The following is a 19,257-nucleotide window of genomic DNA, read 5'->3' on the forward strand; positions in this document are numbered from 1 at the left end:
AGGTTACTCATATTCATCATGGCGCTTTTGCCATTCATAAGTTGGTGTTTGCGGCCAGCCGTCGGGGGAGTCTTCCCATGCTTCTTGGCGTCCGTAAGGTGTTAGGTCTAAATAGCTCCAGTGACTGCCTAGGTATTCCACGCCGCGATCGCCGATATGAAAACTCTGATAAATATCGTTACCATCACGAATAAAAACACTGACCCCATGTTGCTCACCGTCATCAGTCGTTGCACCAAAGTCATAATTAAAATCACTGCCTAGTGACGAGTACCAAGGAATCGGCTTGTTCCACTCCATCCGTTTTTGATACTGATGAAGTTTATCCAAAGGAGCGCGAGAAATTAAAACAAAGCTGGTATTACGGGCATGGAAGTGGGCGGGGTGAGTCATGGCATCTGTCACCCAAGAGCAACCGGGGCAGCCAGCCTCCCAATCAGGACCAAACATAAAGTGGTAAACGATGAGTTGCTTTCGACCTTCAAAAAGATCGAGTAATGACACCTTGCCTTGTGAGCTGTCAAACTCATAACTTTTATCAACTTTGTGCATCGGAAGGCGTCTGCGTTTGGCATTAAGCTGATCGCGAGCTCGGGTAAGAGCTTTTTCTTCCTCTATTAATGCATCTACTTGTGATTGCCACTCTTCCCTTGATACGAGCGGTGGCAGTTTAGGGGCATCATTGACCATAAAACTCCTCCATAGTGTGCAGATACAGAATAAAGATTAGCACTATTAGTCATTAAAGTCCTTAGGTTAGGTGAGAGAGGTGTTTTATCTTATATAAAAATATGTAATGTTTAAGGACAGAGAGACTCTTAATAAGAGACATTCATAAAGTTAGAAAGAGGTTTGAACATGAGTATTTTTACCAGTCATACCGTTGAAAGTGCGCCAGAAGAAGCAAAGAGCATACTAGAAGGGGCGCAGAAGCAATTAGGATTCCTACCCAACTTATACGCGAATTTAGCTGAAGCGCCACAAGCATTAAAAGGGTACATGCAGCTTAGTGAGTTAATGGAGAACTCAAGTTTTAGTGACGAAGAGCAGCAAGTGATTTTCCTTACTGCGAGCGTTGAAAACGGCTGCGAATTTTGTGTCGCGGCACACTCAGTCATTGCTAAAAAGATGGTTGGCGTTGCAGAAGATATTGTCAATGCCATTCGAGATCGTGATGATACCGATAGCGACAAAATAAACGCATTGATTCGATTCACTCAACGTGTGATTCAGGATCGGGGCTGGGTTGATGAACAGGCAGTGAAAACATTCATAGATAGTGGATTTACTAAGCAACAGGTACTAGAAGTTGTACTCGGTGTTGCCATGAAAACGATCAGTAATTACACCAATCACATTACAGGAACTCAAACTAATAAAGAGTTTGAAGCTGAAGCTTGGAGTAACAAGGCTTAATCTTTTAATCAGTAAATATTTCGCTCAAAACCACGCAGGAGGATTAGAGTCATGAAAACCAAGGTGTTAACAGTTGTATTGGCGATTATCTTTTTGGTATCAGGTGGTGCGAAATTATTGGGCCTGGAGTTTGAGCTTGAAGCATTTTCTCGCTGGGGTTACCCGTTGTGGTTTATGTATCTAACAGGTGTGATTGAGGTCGTGGGTGGTGTGGCTTTGCTGGTTCCGCGACTGGCATCTTACGCAGCGGTTGGGTTAAGTGTGGTTATGGTTGGAGCTGTGGCAACTCACTTAATCAATAGCGAGTGGGTGATGTTAGTGATTGCGAGTGTGATTCTGGCTTTATTACTGTGGCGTTCTTATATCGGTAAAGCAGAAATCGTTAAAGTCATTCGTGCCATTACTGGCTCTTCGGCTGCAACATAAAGTCGAGAGCCATTTTTAGCTCTTTCTCGGTACAGTCAAAACAGCCGCCTTTCGGTGGCATGGTTTTGTAACCTTCTATCATGCTTTTCATTAGAGCGGCTTCGCCTTTATCCAGGCGAGTTTGCCATTGCTCAAGATTTCCCCGAAGCGGTGCGCCGCCGTGGCCACGCTCGTGGCAACTAAAGCATGAGCGGTAGTAAATACTCTCACCATCGTTTTTAGGTGGTTCTTGGTTACACCCTGCTAGGAGCAGTAGCGCAGTCGTTATGAGTATTAATTTAAAGCATTGAGTCATCGTCTTTTACCATATAGAGACAATCGGGTAAGGGCATGATTTCAGGGTATTCTGCGACGTTAAACCCAAGTTTTAGGTAAAGGTTTTTGGCTCTGGCATTGGCTTTAAGTACAAATAGTGAGTAGCCATTACTGTCGAGCAATTCGTCACCAAGTTTCATCAGTTGTTCGATTAAAGCTTGGCCTATCCCTTGTCCTTGAACGTCTGGCTTAACGACTAGTCGGCCAAGGTGAGTGTGGCCCAGTCTTTGGTAGGTTTGTCCAAATGCAACGACCTGATGCGGTTCTTGACTAGTATCAATCAGTACACGACTGTGTAATTCGTCAAGTTTAAGATCTTCGATGAAAGTGTCAGCGGTAAACGGAAAACGAAAGCCTGGCCCCGCCCAAATCTCGAAGACTTTAGGGCTTCTGACCCACTCCATCACTTCTAACAGGTGGTGTTTTTCAGGTTTAACGCATTGCATCATGGCAGATTTCAGGCACAAAAAAACCGATCACTTAGGATCGGCTTCTTAGGAATGATTACTTGCTTTCTTCGAGCATGTAGTCAACAACGGCTTTAATTTCGTCGTCGGAACAGTCTGCACAAGTACCTTTCGCTGGCATGGCGTTAATACCGTTAATCGCGTTGGCATAAACGGTATCGATGCCTTTAGACATGCGCTCTTCCCAAACGGCTACATCACCCATAATTGGTGCACCAGCTACGCCAGAAGCGTGACACGCTGTACAGTAAGTGTTGTAGATATCTGCTGGCTCACGAGGACCTGATGGGGCTGTCGTTGGTACTGTATTCGATACCTGAGGTACGTCATCACCTTCAACATATACTTTATAAACTGGCTCTAAACGGTCTTTAACGTTTGAGTCACTCAGGTGAGTCGCTGCCGCAGCGCCGGCAAATACTGCTGCTGTGAATGTTGCAGCTAAAACGAACAATGATTTAACTTTAGTCATGGTCTCTCTCTATCAATACAGATCATCGGCTGATGGCTTACTAGAATACAAAATAAGCGCTGCCAAAACACCCAAAGGTGAAAATTCAGTGCGCAAATTATAACCGTAATCAAGGCACGATCAAATAGCCTGATTAAAATAACCTAAAGTTATTCTGATTATTCACTTCTGGGCATACTTTTTTAAAGTGGGATCAGGCACAATGGGCTTAAATTCAAGGCGATGGTTTCGATATGGGTTCACTTCAGCAAGATGCTTTGCATATGCTTGGCGAAGCGCTGGTCAATAACATTCCTTTCAATCGACATATTGGTCTTAAATATCAAACAGTTAGCGAAGAAGAATGTGTCATTACCTTCGACATGAAGCCTGAATTAGTCGGTAACTATATTCAGGGCATTTTGCATGGCGGTGTTATTTCGTCAGCGATGGATATGGTGGGGGGCACCATGGCTGCTGTTGGGATTTTACATAGCAATCCAGCGACGCACCTTGATGAATTGAAAAAGAAGATTGCCAAATTAAGTACGATTGATCTGCGTGTCGACTTTTTACGTCCGGGACGTGGAGAGCGGTTCTTTGCTAAGGCTGAGTTATTGCGTGCTGGCAAGAAAGTGGCGGTTGTTCGTACCGAGCTCGTCAACGAAAACAATACCCTGATAGCCGTAGCAACGGGAACCTTCATGGTGGGATAAATCGAGGGTTATTTTTTAGCCTTACATTCTTATATTTCAATGGGTTATAGTCATGAAAGCTGAAAACAGTTCGGATCAGCACACGGCTGATGTGGCGCACAAAACAACGGAACCAGAACAAAGTAATAAAGCCGGTTATATCTTTGGCTTAGGTGCTTTTGTCATCTGGGGTTTGGCGCCGATTTACTTTAAAGCCGTTCAACAGGTATCAGCGCTTGAGATTTTGGCTCACCGGGTCGCTTGGTCAGTACCTGTGGTACTCCTGATCATGTTGGTGATAAAGCGCCCGTTTCCAAAAGGGGTGCTCAAAGATAAAAAAGTGATGGGCATTCTAGCCATTACGGCGGTTTTGATTTCAGGTAACTGGCTGGTATTTACTTGGGCGGTGACCCATGATCGGGTGCTTGAAACCAGTTTGGGTTACTTTATCAATCCATTGATCAGTGTGGCGCTGGGGATTTTCTTTCTCAAAGAGAAGCTGTCGATATGGAGTAAGTGGGCACTAGCTTTAGCCATCGCTGGCGTGACTTATCGTGTGATTGTGCTTGGTGGACTACCTTGGGTGTCGTTGTTTTTAGCCTTCTCATTTGGTTTTTACGGCTTACTGCGAAAGCAGGTCAATATCGGACCACTGCAAGGCTTGTTAGTCGAAACCCTAATGGTGTTACCGATTACGGTCGGCTATATTTATTATTTATGGCACACCGGCACGGGTAGCTTCTTAAACCTGTCGCCGACGATTGACTGGTTGCTGGTCGCGGGTGGTGTTGTGACAACCGTACCATTGGCTTTATTCTCAGCGGGAGCACGAATTTTACCGCTCAACACCATCGGTTTCCTGCAGTATTTAGCGCCGAGTTTGACCTTTATTCTGGCGGTTTTTGTCTTTAAAGAGCCTTTCAATTTAGATTTGTTGGCGACCTTTGGCTTAATTTGGGCTGGCTTAGTGGTTTACACCATCGGCGTGGTTAAAAATTCGAATCGTCGTCGAATCGTTACTAATTAAACGGAAAAAGCCATGGCGTGTCTGGGACGCCATGGTGTATTTTCGGTTGGATTAATCGTCGCTTCTTACGATCAACCAGATAAAGACACAGCTAGCAAAGTATTGAAAAGCACCGCCTAGTGATTGTGCGCCGACAGACGTTTGCCACATCTGAAACCAAGCGCCTCCTAAGACGCCAAAGAATCCAAACCACACGATAATGCCAATACCGGCACCAATCAGCGATAAGGATTTAGCTTGATTAAAGGTTGCGCTGTCAGACTGTCTCGCTTTAAACATAGTAAAAGCGCCAATCAGCAGTAAAATGCCTGCGGTCAGCTCCGCCAAGATGATAATAAACACGCAGATCCAGACTAGACTGCTGTTGGTAACGGCTGGAAACCAAGAGTTGGCGTAATAGGTATGCTCCGACATCCCTAGAACGTATGAAACAGCACCAAAGCAAGCGTCTAAGTTGGCCAGGTTTTGTAAGCCATAGATCAGGCAAAGCAATGATAAAAACATGACTAAAACAATTTTTAAGTAACGAATCCCCATACTCCCTCCTGAGAAGTGTTTAAAAAATAGTCAGCGTTAATATAGCAGAAAGCAGTGCTTAGAGGGAATTAAGGGGATGAGCGGACAGGCAGCTTTGTTGTCAGCCAAAGTTCGCTCCAGCGTTGACGTTTTTGTTGCGGTGATAAGGTTTTCGGTGAGGCAATGAGAGCCTCAGGTAAGGTGTAGGTTGACTCAAAGAGTCGGGAATTAACGGCGCCTTTGATGATAACTTCATTCTCATCATAAAGTTGATGACTAACTGCGACCATATCGAGACAAGAGGGACATTGCCAGAAGGTAGCTTGCTCAGATCCTTGTTTTAATGATTGAAGTGAATGTTTAGAGGTAATGACTAGCTCACCCATGGGATCAGACAAGTAAGCGATATTCCGTTCGGTACAAAAGCGACAATCACAAGCCCTAGGCAGATATTCTTCTATTGGCTTTGGTAGTGACAGCGTCAAGTTAACGTTACCACAGCTACACTGTGCTGAGTAGTTCATAAGCAGGGCTTGAGTAGGGAATGATAATTCAATATTGAATGAAGACTGTAAGACAGTCAAAAGTATCGGCCCCGAGGTGGTCGGCCTAGCGAGAAGGAGCAGCTAAGCCAACCTGGGGTAAAATGTATCGATTAAAAGGTTAAACGAAACCCTGCAGTTAGCGTTCTTGCAGGACGTGTTGTGCGATCTTTTAAGAAGGAAGCATGGTCACGAATTTCTTCATTCGCCATGTTGTCGCCTTTTAAGAACAACAACAGATCGGCGTTATCAAAATAGAGGTTGTAACCGACGCTCATGTTGATCAGCGTATAACCTTCGGTTGGAAGCTCTTCGTCAGCGACTTGGGTTTGGTCATCAACTTTAATGGCGGTGAAGTCGGCATTCAAATCGCCTTGCACGAACCCAATATTACCGCCGAAACGCTTAGCTGGAGTACGTGGTAAGTAGCCGCCGTTGTCTAAAGTGGCTCGGGTGTAGTCAGCAAATAAGCCAGCTTTCCAATAGGAGTCGCCTTGGTAACCGAAGGTCCAATCAACTTCAGCTTCTAAACCGGTAAAGGTTGCGTCATCTTGAGTGAACTCAAAAATGGGGAACTCATCATGCTCCTCGTGACCACCGCTGCCTGCATCATGGTCTTCTTCGTGCTCGTGATGAGCCAAGTAGATGTAGTCAGAGACTTGGTTATGGAATAGTGATAATGAGGCGTGGACTTCATCGGTGTGATAACGCAAACCGATATCAAGGTTATTAGCAGTCTCTTCATTTAGGTTTTCATTACCGACTTCAATGCTTAATGTCGCTAAGTGAGGTACATAATTGGTTTCATCGCGTCCCGCATTAGAATACAGTTCTTCGACTGATGGTAAGCGCTGTGCCACCGCAAAGTTAATCGGTAAAGACCAGGTATCATTCATGTGCCAAACTGTACCCGCGGCAAAACTATAAGCCGTGTCATCACGCTGCGCGCCAACAAAGTTAGCAGTACCTGAAACATCAATTTTTTGCTGATCGAAACGTAAACCAAGTTCGGTATGCCAGTCGCCTTTGTCGAATTCTTCTAGCCAAAAGATACCGTAGTTGTTGGTGTTCGATGCTGGAATAAATGTCTCAGCACCAACGGCCGCAAAATCGCTATCGCTGAGCTGTAAGCCGAAAGCACCTTGCCAGCCATTCCAAGATGTATGAACCGCTTCGAGGCGAAGTTCTTGCGCATCATTGGTAAAGCGCGTGCTGACTTCTCCTTCTTCAATTTCTTGGTGCTGATAATCGGTTTTGGAATAGTTAAATTTCAAATTTTGAAAGCCGCTAAAAGGATCGCTTAACTGACCTTTGAGGTTGTATCGTTTTTGCTCAAGGTCAAGGAAAACACCTTCAGCATGTTCTTCACCTTCATGCTCACCTTCTTCTTCGCCGTGCTCTTCATGACCGTGGGCATGGCCGGGTAAGCCATAAGAGCGCTCAAACTCGGTAAACGACATGCCTATATAGCCGCGATCACCAATATAAGAGACACCAAAGCTGCCGCCCTTTGTATCGGTACGAGTGTTTTCAAGAGTGCCGCCGTAGTCTTCTGCATGCTCGGCATGCTCTTCTTCACTTTCACCCGCATGCTCACCTTCTTCTTGAGCGCGCAAGAAAGACGACTCAGAAAAAGCTGGAATGTCATAGTCGTCACTTTTAGATTTGAAGGCATCCACATTAAAAGCAATATTGCCGGCAGATGCTGTTATCGTGCCAACGGTGCTGCGTTCGCCTGTGGTCGAGTCGGCTGCTCTTGCTTCAAAACCACCTTCAAGACCATTGGTTAAATGTTGTGGGATACGGTTATCGACAACGTTAACAGCGCCACCGACAGCACCGCCACCGTACAATAATGTTGCTGGGCCTTTGAGTACTTCAACGCGCTCAGCGAGCAGTGGCTCAGCAGCGATCCAATGATCGGGACTTGAGTTGGAAGCGTCTTGGGTTGAACTGTTATTGCTGAGTACCGTGACGCGATTACCTTGTTGCCCTCGAATCACGGGGCGGCCTGCGCCTGCGCCGAAACTGGAAAGGTTAATGCCCGGCGTTTGAGCAAGTGTCTCACCAATATTGGCACCGCGATTTTTGACTAAGTCATCGCCACTAATAATCACCGCAGGCGAAGCCATTTCTAGACTCGAATGCTCTAGAGGATTACCCGTGATGACGAGCACCTCGGCGTTATCTGGGGTTAGGCTAATACTTTTGTCATTACCATCATGGTTGACCGAGCGGTTAATATGCCCTTCATTGCCGCCTTTGATATCGAGCACATAGCGACCTTCTTCTAGCCCTTCAAAAACAAATGTGCCGTTAGCATCGGTCGTGGTTGATAAATTTTGGGCACGAAGATGAACTTCGACGCCTTCTAAGGGCTGGTTATTGTCATCAGTGATGATGCCAGAAAGATTTTTTTCAGCGGCGAAAGCGCTTTGTGAAGCGAGTATTCCTGCGACTAAAAGACTCAGTGTTCTAAGTTTCATTGGATAAATCCTCAATGTCTTGCATAAGCCAAAGATCAATGGCGTCTAGAGTTGTTCTCTATCAGTAAAGCCAAAGTCTTAATGTGTGTTAATACTTATAAGGGTTATGCGAATTGAGGTGGGGCGCGTCCGTTGAAAGGACGGATGCTGCGCACAAAAACCGTACTGTTGTTAACAGTGATGGCGTCTGCGCTAATCTCGAGTGGTTGTGGAGCGGTTATCTGATTTGGAGCGGTATGCAGTTGATTACCGGCATGATGTAAACAGAAGGTACACTCGGGAAGATCGGTTGCATCCTGGTGAATAGGTGAAAATGCATGCGACACGCTAAGCAAAGCCATGCTTAGCAAGGCAGCTGTCATAATAATGTGACGTAACATTTTATTCATAGTGGATTCACGCAGCTCTTTATTAAGAGTTTGATGCTTAGTCCATGATGGACCAGTCTTAAGCAGTTTACCGAAAAGTTGGCATGCTTCAAGTTTGCAATGCTATTCGATAAAAAAGTAAGATGCAATCAGTACTCTGATGATATTTGTAACAGAGTTTCTCTAGCATTGATGAAAATAACTCTAACTAATTCAATCATAAGGAAAAAGTTGCTATGGCCGACGATTTGCCAATTTCGATAGCTGAGCGTCGATTAGATAATGTGCCGAACTATCCAGACCGTCATGAGCCGGTAGGGTTTATGTTGCGACTGATAAAAGCACTGCATACTTACGGCGTACCGAGCTATGAACTTGAGCGACTGATGACCAATGTGGCGGATCAGTTGGGCTATGGCTTACAAGCCACGGTGGTGCCAACAAGTATTACCATGACCTTTATTCAAGACGAAGATAAGCCACGAACCTATGTCATCCGTTCAAACTCTGGCGAAGTTAACGTCGATAAATTAAGCCGCACGATTGATGTCGCTTATGATGTGATTAACGGTGAAATTACGACTGAGCAGGGCGCACGTGAGTTGACGGAAATTACCCACTCAGCACCGTTACACAGCAAGGGCTGGCTGATACTCTGCTTTATGTTGGTCTCGACGGCGATTTGCCGAATTTTTGGTGGTGGCGTGCCTGAGATTATCACGGCATCAGTAACCGGCTTAATCGTTGGTGTGTTTGTTAATGTTGGCGGTTTACGGTCTGAAACCGTGTCTAACTTGATGCCAGCCTTGTCGGCATTTTTGGCGACACTAATATCCTTCGGCTTTAACTACTGGGTGGGTTTAAGTTCAACATACATTCCCGTAGTTTCTGGAATTATCGTGCTGGTTCCGGGCATGATGCTGACCATCGCCATGGCGGAATTAGCGACTCAAAATCTAGTTTCCGGCACAGCGCGTTTGCTGGGTTCGGTGGTGATTTTTATTCAGATGATTTTTGGCGTGGCGATTGGTTCGCAAGTGGCGGCAATCTTTTTTGGCCAAGCTTCAATTACCACATCGATTGACCACCAGTTACCGCAGTGGACGGTTTGGATCGCTATTGTTGCCAGTTCATGGGCATTAATGATGCTGTTCCAAACTCGAAGCAAGCATTTACCCTGGATTGTGGTCACGACGGCGTCATCGTTTTTCGTCTCACGCTGGGCAGGCGCAGAGTTAGGCGCGGCGACGGGAGCTTTTTTCGGGGCACTGACGGTGGGTGTGTTTGCGAACTTGGCCTATCGAATTAAGCAGGTGCCGACTGCCGCAGTGATGATGCCTGGCTTCATTATTTTGGTTCCCGGCAGTGTCGGTTTTAGGAGTCTGACTGAGATCTTGGATCACAATATTATTGGGGGGCTTGAGTCAGCCTTTAACATGATTATTGTCGGTATATCATTAATAACGGGACTTCTGGTGTCGTCGATAGCGACCTTACCCAAACCTAAGATTAAGACGGAAAGAGTGGAAGTAAAGTCAGAACCACCAAGAGACGATAAAGCATGAAGCGCCTATTAGCTTTTAGTTTGCTGTTATTATTCAGTGTTGCCTGCTCTCCGGCCGATCAGCAAGGCTATCGTTTGGTTTATGTTCAAGATGGGGATAGTGCCGTATTATGTTGTGAGAAGGGCAAAAAGTTTACCGTAAGGTTGCTTGATATTGATGCTCCTGAAAAGAACCAGCCTTACGCTGAGCAGTCAAAAGCCATGCTCAAACAGTTCTTAGAAGACGAGCAGTTGTATTTAGTCGGCAGTCAATACGATCGTTATGGACGCCGTTTAGCCGTTATTGAAGTTAACGGAGTTAGTATCAATGATAAGATGGTAGAACGTGGTGCGGCTTGGGTCTGGAAGTACAGCAAAAGCCGACGTATGAAAGCGTTGCAAGAAGAAGCCAAGGAAGCGCGCGAAGGTTTGTGGGCTTTACCGGAGTCGCAGCGACAGAATCCGTGGGAGTGGCGACAGTCACACCCGAGGAAATAAGTTATCGGGTTACAAGGGTTTGGAGTCAGTTATGTCGAGTGAAATGATCGAGCGAGTGGCATTAGTCGGCGGAACTCATGGTAATGAGTTGACCGGAATTTATTTACTCAACAAGTATCGGCAGTACCCGAAACTGATCGAGAATAATAGTTTTAAGCTGGAGCTTTTTGAGGCTAACCACAAAGCATTTTTGGTTAACCGACGTTATATCGATCGGGATCTTAATCGTAGCTTCAAGCTTGCAGATCTCAATGATGACTCCTTGTTTGGTCATGAAAATGAGTTGGCAAAACGGATTAACCAAAAGCTTGGACCGAAAGGCGACAGTCGTACGGATATGATTATTGATTTACATACTTCTACGGCTCCGATGGGGGTTAACCTGGTGTTAACCAAAACCGATACCTTTCACTTAATGCTGGCAGATTATGTTCAACAGCGCATGGAGGATGTTTCGGTAACTCTTGAGGCGATGCCTGATCATCACTTTTTGATGTCCGTTGCGCCACAGCATGTTTTGGTAGAAGTCGGAGCGACAGCACAAGGACAGTTACGCCAAGATGTATTCGATAAGACAGAAGAAACCGTCCAGTTAATTTTTAAGTTCCTCAATCAATACAATAAGCATCAATTGCCACAGCCGTCTGAATCTATAGATGTTTTTGAATATTTTGACGTCATGTTTTTACCGACGGATATCAATGGCGATATTGCAGGCATGATCCATCATGGCATTCAAGATAGAGATTTTTCGCTATTGAGAACCGGTGAACCAATGTTTACTTTGCTGAACGGCGATGAAGTAATTTATGACGGCGAAGACTGTTATATGAGCTTTATCAACGAAGCCGCTTACTACGACGAAAAGAAAGCCTTCGCCATGTCGAGGAAGAAGGTTTTTCATATAGGGTAGTCATACTTTCAAGTTAATGCTTGAGGTTCAGCACATCTGAAGCTGGATAATTAGCACCAATCACCCCGTTAAAAGTTAGCCTCAAGGTTAAAAATTATAGTGCAAATTGGGCAGGGATAGCCCAATTTAGCAAAAACGAATATGTGACCCCTAGGAATCCCTCCGGGAGAGGTTTCGTTTTGCGGCACGTGAAGAAATTTTTAATCATGAGGGAAGTGCGGTAGCGCCTAACTTTTGGGGCGAGTTTTTTGGTTCGTTTTCCCTAAAGGGACTTCCTTTGGTCGTTTGCTCGTCAAAAAATGAACGTTAAAACACTTTATAACTCTGTCTCACAAGAGACGTACCATGGTGGAGCCATAGAAAAAAGGTAAAAAAAACCGCCCAAAGGGCGGTATAGCGTGAAGAGACCTATGATAGCAGTTTTATTATTGTTGGAATTGGGTTCGCTGGATCATACTCGTAGGAGAGGTGGGGTTTTCCGATAAACACCACTATCATGACCTCAGCGAATGTCGTGGTAGGTCATTACCGTGTTCTGTATGACCTGACCTTGAAACGAATCATACTCTTTAAATTCTTTAAATGCAAACGATTCTCATTACAGTTTAAAAGAAAGTTGAAAAAAGTGAGAACTGCATCAATATCTAGTCATATTAGGTAAGAATAAGTGGCTCTGTTTTTAATAAAAGAGTGACTTTAAGGAGTCGTCAGATGACGCATAAAACGATTCAAGGTATTTACAAAGCACCACAAGGTCACTGGGTTGGTGATGGTTTCCCGGTGCGTTCTTTATTTGCTTACAGCGGTTCTTATAACCAGAAGGGGCAACAGATTAGTCCGTTCTTGCTGCTGGATCATGCGGGGCCCGCGAGCTTTGAAGCAAGCAACCGTCCGAAAGGTGTGGGTGAGCATCCGCATCGTGGTTTTGAAACGGTGACGATTGTTTATCAAGGCGAAGTGTCGCATCGGGACTCCACTGGTAAAGGCGGTACTATCTATCCGGGTGATGTGCAGTGGATGACGGCTGGTGGTGGTATCTTGCACGACGAGTTCCACTCGGAAGCTTTTACTGAACGCGGGGGCGTCATGGAAATGGCGCAGCTTTGGGTGAACTTACCGCAAAAGCACAAAATGGTGACGCCGGGTTATCAGGCGATTCAGTCAGAGGATATTCCGAATCTATCCTTAGACGGGGGCAAGCTGAGAATTATTGCGGGTGAGTATCAAGGTAACAAAGGACCAGCACATACCTATTCGCCTCTCAATGTCTGGGACTTCACCATGGCAAGTGGTCAGCAGCAGCAACTATCCATTAACAAAGTCTGGAACACGATTGTGGTTGTGTTGAAAGGGGCGATAACAATTAATCATCAGCGAGCTTCAACAGACGATACGGTAATATTTAATCAGGGTGGTACCGACATCGATATCACGGCTGAAGAGGATTGTACCCTGTTACTGCTTAGCGGAGAGCCGTTGAATGAGCCCATTGTCGGAGCGGGCCCATTCGTTATGAATAGTGAAGATGAAATCATCCAAGCTTTTGATGACTTCAAAAATGGTCAGTTTGGTCGAAGCCTAGACTAGTTTTGTACTACTGAGCATTCTTCCGATTAATCTTTCTTCATAAAGTTCTTCATGAAGTCGATCGGCAGCGGGAAGACTATCGTGTTGCTATTTTCACCGGCCAAGCTGGAAAGCGTTTGCAGGTACCTTAGCTGGATAGCTTCCTCTTGCTGCGATAATACCTTCGCCGCTTCTAACAGTTTTTCAGAGGCCTCCATTTCACCACGAGCATGAATGACTTTGGCGCGACGGGCGCGTTCGGCTTCTGCTTGCTGCGCGATGGCACGAATCATGCTTTCGTTTAAATCCACATGCTTAATTTCGACGTTAGCCACTTTGATACCCCAAGCATCAGTTTGACTGTCTAAGATGGCTTGAATATCGGTGTTTAATTGTTCGCGCGAGGCTAACATTTCATCCAGCTCGTGTTGGCCGAGGACGGAGCGCAAGGTCGTCTGAGCCAGTTGGCTGGTGGCGTCATAATAATGCTCAACGTTAATGATGGCTTTTTGCGGATCAATCACGCGAAAGTAAACAACTGCATTGACTTCGACGGAGACATTATCCAGCGAAATCACATCTTGCGTTGGAACGTCCATCACCACGGTACGTAAATCAACGCGAACAATTTGTTGGACAAACGGGATCAGGATGATAAGGCCGGGCCCTTTGACTTTCCAAAAACGACCGAGCATAAAAATAACGCCGCGCTCATATTCTCGAAGAATCTTAAACATGCTAGCCAGCAGTAAAACCACCACGGCTAGAATAATGGGAAATAAAATGTTCATAATAAATCCTTCTATGATTGGTTAAGAATGTTTATGGGGCACAGAGTTTCAAGAAAAAGTGTCTCCAGAAGAAGACTCTCCTGAAATAGGCACGACGGTTAGCTCCAGATCCGTAACCGCCACGACTTTAACCTGTTGCCCCGCGTGTAAAGGCGTATCGCAGTGAGCTTTCCATCTCTCGCCACAAATATGAATCCAGCCTTCTCCAGAAAAGTCATGCTGTACGACGCCGACTTCTTGTAGCAATTCTTCTCGCCCACTGACCACCGGTTGCTGCTTGGCTTGAATGGCAAGGGTTAAAACAAAGCTCAGGAGAATGACGCTGATAATGGTCACGCCGACCAGAATTGGAATAGCAATAGCGACCCCTGTTTCGGGTTCATTGAACAGCATGAAGGAGCCAAAGAGGAAGGCGATAATACCGCCAACGCCCAGTATACCGAAGCTTGGTGCAAACGCTTCAACCACCAGTAACGCAATACCAAGCACCAGTAGCCCCGCTGCCACGTAGTTAATAGGTAAAATCTGCAATGCGTAAAAAGCCAGTAATAGGCAAATTGCTCCAATGACGCCGGGCACCATGGTGCCGGGGTTATAACCTTCAAAGATCAGCCCGTAAATACCAACTAACAGCAAAATATAGGCGATGTTAGGATCGCTAATGATACTGAGCAACTTCATCTGCCATGTCGGTTCGACTTCGACAATACTCATGTCGGCTGTATCCAGAGTGACTTTACCGGAAGGAAGTCGCACGCTGCGGTTATGAATGTCACGCAGTAATTGTTGTGGACTTTCGGCAATCAAATCAATCACGCCAATCTCTAAAGCCTCTTTCGAGGTTAAACTTTCACCTTCACGAACAGCGTTTTTGACCCAGTCAATGTTGCGCCCATGATAAGCGGCCAACCCTCGCAAATAGGCCTCTGCATCATTGATGATTTTTTTGTGCATGGCATTCTGATTGCTGTCCGTAGCTGGTGGTGATTTTTTGGCGCCTTGTTTTTCTTTATCACCCTCTTTGTCTTCTGAGCCCGGATTTGGCATGCCGCCAATCGAGACTGGAGTAGCCGCCCCAAGGTTGGTCGCCGGAGCCATTGAAGAAATATGGCTAGCGTAAAGAATATAAGTTCCTGCGCTCGCCGCGCGGGAACCGGGAGGGAAGACATAAGTCGCCACCGGGATTTTAGAGGCAAGAATCTCGCGAATAATATCACGCATGGCTAAGTCCAGACCGCCGGGGGTATTCATTTGGATAATGATTAAGTCATAACCTTCTTCAGGCGCTGACTGAATATTAGAAACAAGGTAGTGAGCAGTGCCAGGATTGACCGAGCCATCAAGCACCAATAGCTTGGCCTGCTTTAGGGAATTTGACTCACTATCTGAGGCACTAAGAACTGGCCACGCGAATGAAAAAAGCGCGGTGAAAAGGAAAAAGCTGACTATTCTCAGTATTGACTGCTGCATAGAAAATCCCACTACTCAGCTAGGCTCTTAATAAGCCAAAGCCATCACCTTTAATGTAGCGCGAATAGAGAAGGATTACAAAGATGAGGTGTATCAAGCAAGCTGCTCAAAGGTATAAAAAAGCCCGACTATTTCTAGTCAGGCTTTCTTAATAATGGTGGCCCGGGGCAGACTAATTTGTTTTGAACAAATTTGAACATTGCAGTTTGCTGCAATGGCCGTGAGGCAAACTGCAGGGATGTAGTTTGTCATTGAACGTAGTTCAATTCGATAATCTGTATATGTTGGACACAAAAAAGCCCGACTATTTCTAGTCAGGCTTTCTTAATAATGGTGGCCCGGGGCAGAATTGAACTGCCGACACAAGGATTTTCAATCCTCCGCTCTACCAACTGAGCTACCAGGCCGAGGACGCGTATTAAACCGATTCTGCCGATTTAAGTCAAGCCTAAATTTGAAATTTATTGCTTGTTTTCAGGGACGTAGCCATCGGCCTTGTCGTAGTCGCCACCGAAGAGGAACTTTTCCATTTGGTCGGCGAGGTATTTCTGCGTGTCTTCGTCAACTAAACTTAAGCGTTTTTCGTTGATGAGCATGGTTTGGTGCTCTAACCACATTTGCCATGCTTGTTGCGAAATATTGTCATAAATGCGATCGCCAAGTTCACCTGGGAAAGGCTTGAAACCAATTCCTTCGGCGTCTTTTTGTAGTTTTTGACAAAAAATAGTACGTGACATTCGATTCTCCGCTTGGGGTTTTGGCTTTGCTAGCTCAAGCTATCGAGCACCTTACTAACGGGTGTCGGTAGGCCGATTTCAGCGGTTTTCTGCTGAGTATTCTTTTGCAAGAAGTTGAGCGCAAAGCTGTCAAATTCGTTGGGCTCCATGATACCTGTGTTAGGAAGCTTTTTCACTAGCAATGGCTGCACTTCGAGGTCGTAATGGCTGAATTTGTGCACGAAACTGCTGAGTTTTTGTGCATCCGCAGGAGCTTGCTCGGATTGGTCTATTTCTGGGAAACACCAGAGGCCGCCCCAAATCCCAGAAGGGGGGCGCTTGTGCAGCACTACTTGCTGGTTTTCGAGGTAAATCAACCAATACACCGAGCGTTTAGGGCGTGCTTTTTTGGGTTTTTTGCCGGGCAGCTGGGTGATTGTGTCATGCTTGAGGGCGTAACAGTGCTCTGATAACGGGCACTGTTCGCATTTCGGTTTTGAGCGAGTACAAACCACCGCGCCGAGATCCATCATGGCTTGATTATATTCGGCAGTATGGTGGTTAGGTGTATTTTCTTCGGCTCGCTGCCACAGAGTCTTCAGCACAGACGATTTTCCTGCCCAGCCTTCGATGCCGTAACAGCGCGCTAAAACACGCTTAACATTACCGTCGAGAATGGCGCTTGGCTGATCAAAGGCAAATGCAGCAATCGCGCCCGCAGTGGAACGACCGACACCGGGGAGTGTTTCGATAGCTTCTTGAGTTTGTGGAAATTTTCCGTCATAGGTTTCCGCAACCATTTTCGCTGCCTTGTGGAGGTTTCTGGCGCGGCTGTAATAGCCCAGCCCGCTCCACAGGTGCATCACTTCATCGCTGCTGGCCTTGGCTAAGTGGTTAATGGTTGGAAACTTATTGAGAAAAGATTCGTAGTAAGGAATGACTGTTGTAACCTGAGTCTGCTGGAGCATGATTTCGGACAGCCAAATCTGATAGGGATCTTTGGTTCCTTGCCATGGCAAATGCTTACGACCGTGTTGGCGGTAGTAGGCAATGACTTTGTTTTGAAACTCTGTTGCTTGCCACATGAAGCTTGCTCTTTAGCAGATCTAGAAGCCGTAAAGGAGCGGCAGGATAATCGATAGCGATATCCACATCAAGATAACCAGCGGAACACCGACTTTAACAAAGTCTGAGAACTTGTAACCACCGGCATTCATGACCAGTAAGTTGGTTTTATAAGCCATCGGCGTGGCGAAGCTCATGTTGGCACCAAACAAGACGGCGATGACGAATGGCTCTGGCGGTAGGTTCAACTGGGTCGCTACGCTGACCGCAATCGGGGTGCCAATAACCGCGGCGGCATTGTTGGAGACGACGTTGGTTAAAATCGCTAACAGTAACATCAGGCCGCTTAATAGAACGGCTGGTGGTGCGCCATGAAGTACAGAGACAAAGGCTTGCGCTAGATATTCTGCGGCGCCAGTTGCGGTCATGCCAATACCCAGTGCTAAACTTGCGGCAACAATCAGGACCACCGGCGCACTGAGGGCGTTCATGGCATCGCGCCAAGTAATACAGTGGGTCAAGATCATTAGCAAGGCACCGCCTAAAGCACTGACAGCAATCGGCAATAACCCAACGGCTGCAAATAAAATGACCAAGCCCATGATGATTAAGGCTCTTGGCGCGCGGTGTGAGCGGGGAAGATCGGTTGTTGCATCGAGCACTAAAATATCGCCACGCTTTTTAAACTCAGCAATTTCACTTTGTCCGCCCTGTACCAATAAAACATCACCGACGTGTAAGGTCACTTTGCCTAAGCCTTTATTATGCATATCAACCACGCGATCGGCGCGGTGGAGGGCTATCGCGACCAGCCCGTATTGGTTCATAAAGCTGACGTCTTTTAATGAACGTCCCGCTAGCGGTGAGCCTGGCGTGACGACCAGCTCTGAAAGTTGTTGGTTTTCTGCCGTGAGAGGGTGATCATCATTGACCTCTTGGCCTGATTTATAAAGCCGAGCCCCCAGAACTTGTTCATATTCTTTTAGGCGATCGGGCGAGTCGGTGACCCGCAGTTTATCACCGGCACGAATAATGGCGTCCGGCATTGGCATAATCGAGGCGTCTGAGCCACGGTGAATTCGTGTGACCTTCATCATGCCATCGGTTTTGCCAATGACTTCGGCCAGAGGTTTGCCATCGGCAAAAGAGTCTTCATTAATATGAAGCTGGGCGGTGAAAATTCTTGGTGAAGTATTTTTCATCAACGCCTGACGCTCAGGAGTTAATTTCGGCGCAACCAGCCACAAGTAAACCACGGCTATCGCGCCAGCAATGGCTGCCGGTAACATGAAGTCGAACATGCCAAAGCGCTCCAACCCTAAATCAGCCGCAACGGAAACTACTAACAGGTTGGTTGAAGTACCAATAGTGGTCGCCATGCCGCCAACAATGGTTGCGAACCCCATTGGCAGTAAAAGCCCTGATGGACTGCGGTTTGAGCGAACGGCAACACTGATAAGGATCGGTAACAATAAGACAACAATCGGCGTATTGTTAACAAATGCGCTTAAAATGCCAGCAATTAATAGCGTTAACAATAATGAGAATAAGGGGGCAGTTTTCCAGATCCGAGCTAAGAATCGGCCGATCGGCTCTAAGGCGCCGGTGCGCACCAATCCCTGACCCGCTACCATCAAGGCGCACACAGCAACTAAAGCTTCGTGGCCAAAGCCGCTGAAGAATTGCATCGGTTCGAGATGACCATTGAAGTTATGGAATGGTGCGAAGGTAAAGCCCATGGTTAAGACCAACAGTACGACTACGCAGGATGTCTCCAGCGGTATGTCATCGCGTCGGAATAGATATAAGGCAAAAACCGTCAGCAACAGCACGAAAAGTGCGTGTCCATTCGGTAAATCCGGAAATGGCATTCCTCTCCTAACTCCTGAACTTTCTTATTAATTTTCTTCAAACCCGAATGAACAACCTTACTGATTTGAGGATATTTTAGCAACGTCTTTGTCGATCTAAGCACATTATTTTCCG

21 protein-coding genes and 1 tRNA gene are annotated in these 19,257 nt (G+C 46.3%); 9 read left to right on the plus strand and 13 right to left on the minus strand.

The genetic code is table 11. From position 1 onward, the window contains the following. Nucleotides 1-3: 3 nt before the first annotated feature. Nucleotides 4-690 (minus strand): DUF899 domain-containing protein, encoded by a 687-nt coding sequence (locus ABD943_RS06970; RefSeq protein ID WP_345292465.1) that lies wholly within the window; start codon nt 688-690, stop codon nt 4-6. A gap of 168 nt (nt 691-858) precedes the next feature. On the opposite strand from ABD943_RS06970, the gene ABD943_RS06975 reads away from it, so the two are divergent. Both ABD943_RS06975 and ABD943_RS06980 read left to right on the plus strand, forming a co-directional pair. Further along, on the plus strand, nt 859-1,416 hold the full coding sequence (locus ABD943_RS06975) for a carboxymuconolactone decarboxylase family protein (protein ID WP_345292466.1): 558 nt from the start codon (nt 859-861) through the stop codon (nt 1,414-1,416). 51 nt (nt 1,417-1,467) lie between these two features. Further along, complete coding sequence (locus tag ABD943_RS06980; protein WP_345292467.1) at nt 1,468-1,842, plus strand: DoxX family protein; 375 nt, start codon at nt 1,468-1,470, stop codon at nt 1,840-1,842. Here ABD943_RS06980 and ABD943_RS06985 read toward each other — a convergent pair. Genes ABD943_RS06985 through ABD943_RS06995 form a run of 3 tightly spaced genes read right to left on the minus strand, consistent with a single transcriptional unit; the run spans nt 1,817 to nt 3,096 of the window. Then, nucleotides 1,817-2,137, minus strand: a complete 321-nt coding sequence (locus ABD943_RS06985) for a c-type cytochrome (protein WP_345292468.1) — start codon at nt 2,135-2,137, stop codon at nt 1,817-1,819. The two genes, ABD943_RS06980 and ABD943_RS06985, sit on opposite strands and share 26 nt — an antisense overlap. Further along, nucleotides 2,121-2,606, minus strand: coding sequence for a GNAT family N-acetyltransferase (locus ABD943_RS06990; protein ID WP_345292469.1), 486 nt, complete (start codon nt 2,604-2,606; stop codon nt 2,121-2,123). Before ABD943_RS06990 ends, ABD943_RS06985 begins: the two co-directional genes overlap by 17 nt. 55 nt (nt 2,607-2,661) lie before the next feature. After that, nucleotides 2,662-3,096, minus strand: a complete 435-nt coding sequence (locus tag ABD943_RS06995) for a c-type cytochrome (protein WP_345292470.1) — start codon at nt 3,094-3,096, stop codon at nt 2,662-2,664. Nucleotides 3,097-3,329: 233 nt separating this feature from the next. Between ABD943_RS06995 and ABD943_RS07000 the strand changes: the two genes are divergently transcribed. Together ABD943_RS07000 and rarD are read left to right on the plus strand one after the other, a co-directional pair. Continuing rightward, nucleotides 3,330-3,791, plus strand: a complete 462-nt coding sequence (locus tag ABD943_RS07000) for a thioesterase family protein (RefSeq protein ID WP_345292471.1) — start codon at nt 3,330-3,332, stop codon at nt 3,789-3,791. A 52-nt stretch (nt 3,792-3,843) separates the two neighbouring features. Further along, complete coding sequence (rarD, locus tag ABD943_RS07005; RefSeq protein WP_345292472.1) at nt 3,844-4,797, plus strand: EamA family transporter RarD; 954 nt, start codon at nt 3,844-3,846, stop codon at nt 4,795-4,797. A gap of 51 nt (nt 4,798-4,848) precedes the next feature. Here the strand turns inward: rarD and ABD943_RS07010 are convergent, their stop codons facing one another. The 3 genes from ABD943_RS07010 to ABD943_RS07020 form a co-directional block, all read right to left on the minus strand. After that, nucleotides 4,849-5,334: a DUF2165 family protein gene (locus ABD943_RS07010; protein ID WP_345292473.1), complete on the minus strand. Its 486-nt coding sequence runs from the start codon at nt 5,332-5,334 to the stop codon at nt 4,849-4,851. A gap of 68 nt (nt 5,335-5,402) precedes the next feature. Continuing rightward, complete coding sequence (locus tag ABD943_RS07015) at nt 5,403-5,837, minus strand: GFA family protein (protein WP_345292474.1); 435 nt, start codon at nt 5,835-5,837, stop codon at nt 5,403-5,405. A 131-nt stretch (nt 5,838-5,968) separates the two neighbouring features. After that, a complete protein-coding gene (locus ABD943_RS07020) occupies nt 5,969-8,341 on the minus strand; it encodes a TonB-dependent receptor (protein WP_345292475.1) in 2,373 nt (790 codons plus the stop codon). A gap of 113 nt (nt 8,342-8,454) precedes the next feature. On the opposite strand from ABD943_RS07020, the gene ABD943_RS07025 reads away from it, so the two are divergent. The 5 genes from ABD943_RS07025 to ABD943_RS07045 all read left to right on the plus strand — a co-directional run bounded on the left by ABD943_RS07025 (nt 8,455) and on the right by ABD943_RS07045 (nt 13,250). Then, nucleotides 8,455-8,604, plus strand: a complete 150-nt coding sequence (locus ABD943_RS07025; protein WP_345292476.1) for a hypothetical protein — start codon at nt 8,455-8,457, stop codon at nt 8,602-8,604. Nucleotides 8,605-8,945: 341 nt separating this feature from the next. Beyond that, a complete protein-coding gene (locus ABD943_RS07030) occupies nt 8,946-10,274 on the plus strand; it encodes a threonine/serine exporter family protein (protein ID WP_345292477.1) in 1,329 nt (442 codons plus the stop codon). Beyond that, nucleotides 10,271-10,750, plus strand: coding sequence for a thermonuclease family protein (locus ABD943_RS07035; protein WP_345292478.1), 480 nt, complete (start codon nt 10,271-10,273; stop codon nt 10,748-10,750). Before ABD943_RS07030 ends, ABD943_RS07035 begins: the two co-directional genes overlap by 4 nt. A 31-nt stretch (nt 10,751-10,781) precedes the next feature. Further along, entirely contained in the window at nt 10,782-11,663 is an 882-nt protein-coding gene (locus tag ABD943_RS07040; protein WP_345292479.1) for an aspartoacylase, read from the plus strand. A 711-nt stretch (nt 11,664-12,374) separates the two neighbouring features. Beyond that, on the plus strand, nt 12,375-13,250 hold the full coding sequence (locus tag ABD943_RS07045; protein WP_345292480.1) for a pirin family protein: 876 nt from the start codon (nt 12,375-12,377) through the stop codon (nt 13,248-13,250). Nucleotides 13,251-13,276: 26 nt separating this feature from the next. On the opposite strand, the gene ABD943_RS07050 is transcribed toward ABD943_RS07045, so the two are convergent. From ABD943_RS07050 to ABD943_RS07075, 6 genes are all read right to left on the minus strand, one after another. Then, the gene (locus tag ABD943_RS07050; RefSeq protein WP_345292481.1) at nt 13,277-14,020 is read right to left on the minus strand and encodes a slipin family protein; all 744 of its coding nucleotides are present in this window, start codon (nt 14,018-14,020) and stop codon (nt 13,277-13,279) included. A 48-nt stretch (nt 14,021-14,068) separates the two neighbouring features. Next, complete coding sequence (locus ABD943_RS07055) at nt 14,069-15,490, minus strand: NfeD family protein (RefSeq protein ID WP_345292482.1); 1,422 nt, start codon at nt 15,488-15,490, stop codon at nt 14,069-14,071. 331 nt (nt 15,491-15,821) lie between these two features. Then, a tRNA-Phe gene (locus ABD943_RS07060) sits at nt 15,822-15,897 on the minus strand. Nucleotides 15,898-15,951: 54 nt separating this feature from the next. Further along, the gene (locus tag ABD943_RS07065) at nt 15,952-16,227 is read right to left on the minus strand and encodes an oxidative damage protection protein (protein WP_345292483.1); all 276 of its coding nucleotides are present in this window, start codon (nt 16,225-16,227) and stop codon (nt 15,952-15,954) included. A gap of 29 nt (nt 16,228-16,256) precedes the next feature. Beyond that, on the minus strand, nt 16,257-17,291 hold the full coding sequence (gene mutY / locus ABD943_RS07070) for an A/G-specific adenine glycosylase (protein WP_345292484.1): 1,035 nt from the start codon (nt 17,289-17,291) through the stop codon (nt 16,257-16,259). Nucleotides 17,292-17,312: 21 nt separating this feature from the next. Further along, a complete protein-coding gene (locus tag ABD943_RS07075) occupies nt 17,313-19,142 on the minus strand; it encodes an SLC13 family permease (RefSeq protein WP_345292485.1) in 1,830 nt (609 codons plus the stop codon). Between the last annotated feature and the right edge of the window lie 115 nt (nt 19,143-19,257).

The organism is Kangiella marina (assembly GCF_039541235.1).
GTDB classification, from domain to species: Bacteria; Pseudomonadota; Gammaproteobacteria; order Enterobacterales; family Kangiellaceae; genus Kangiella; species Kangiella marina.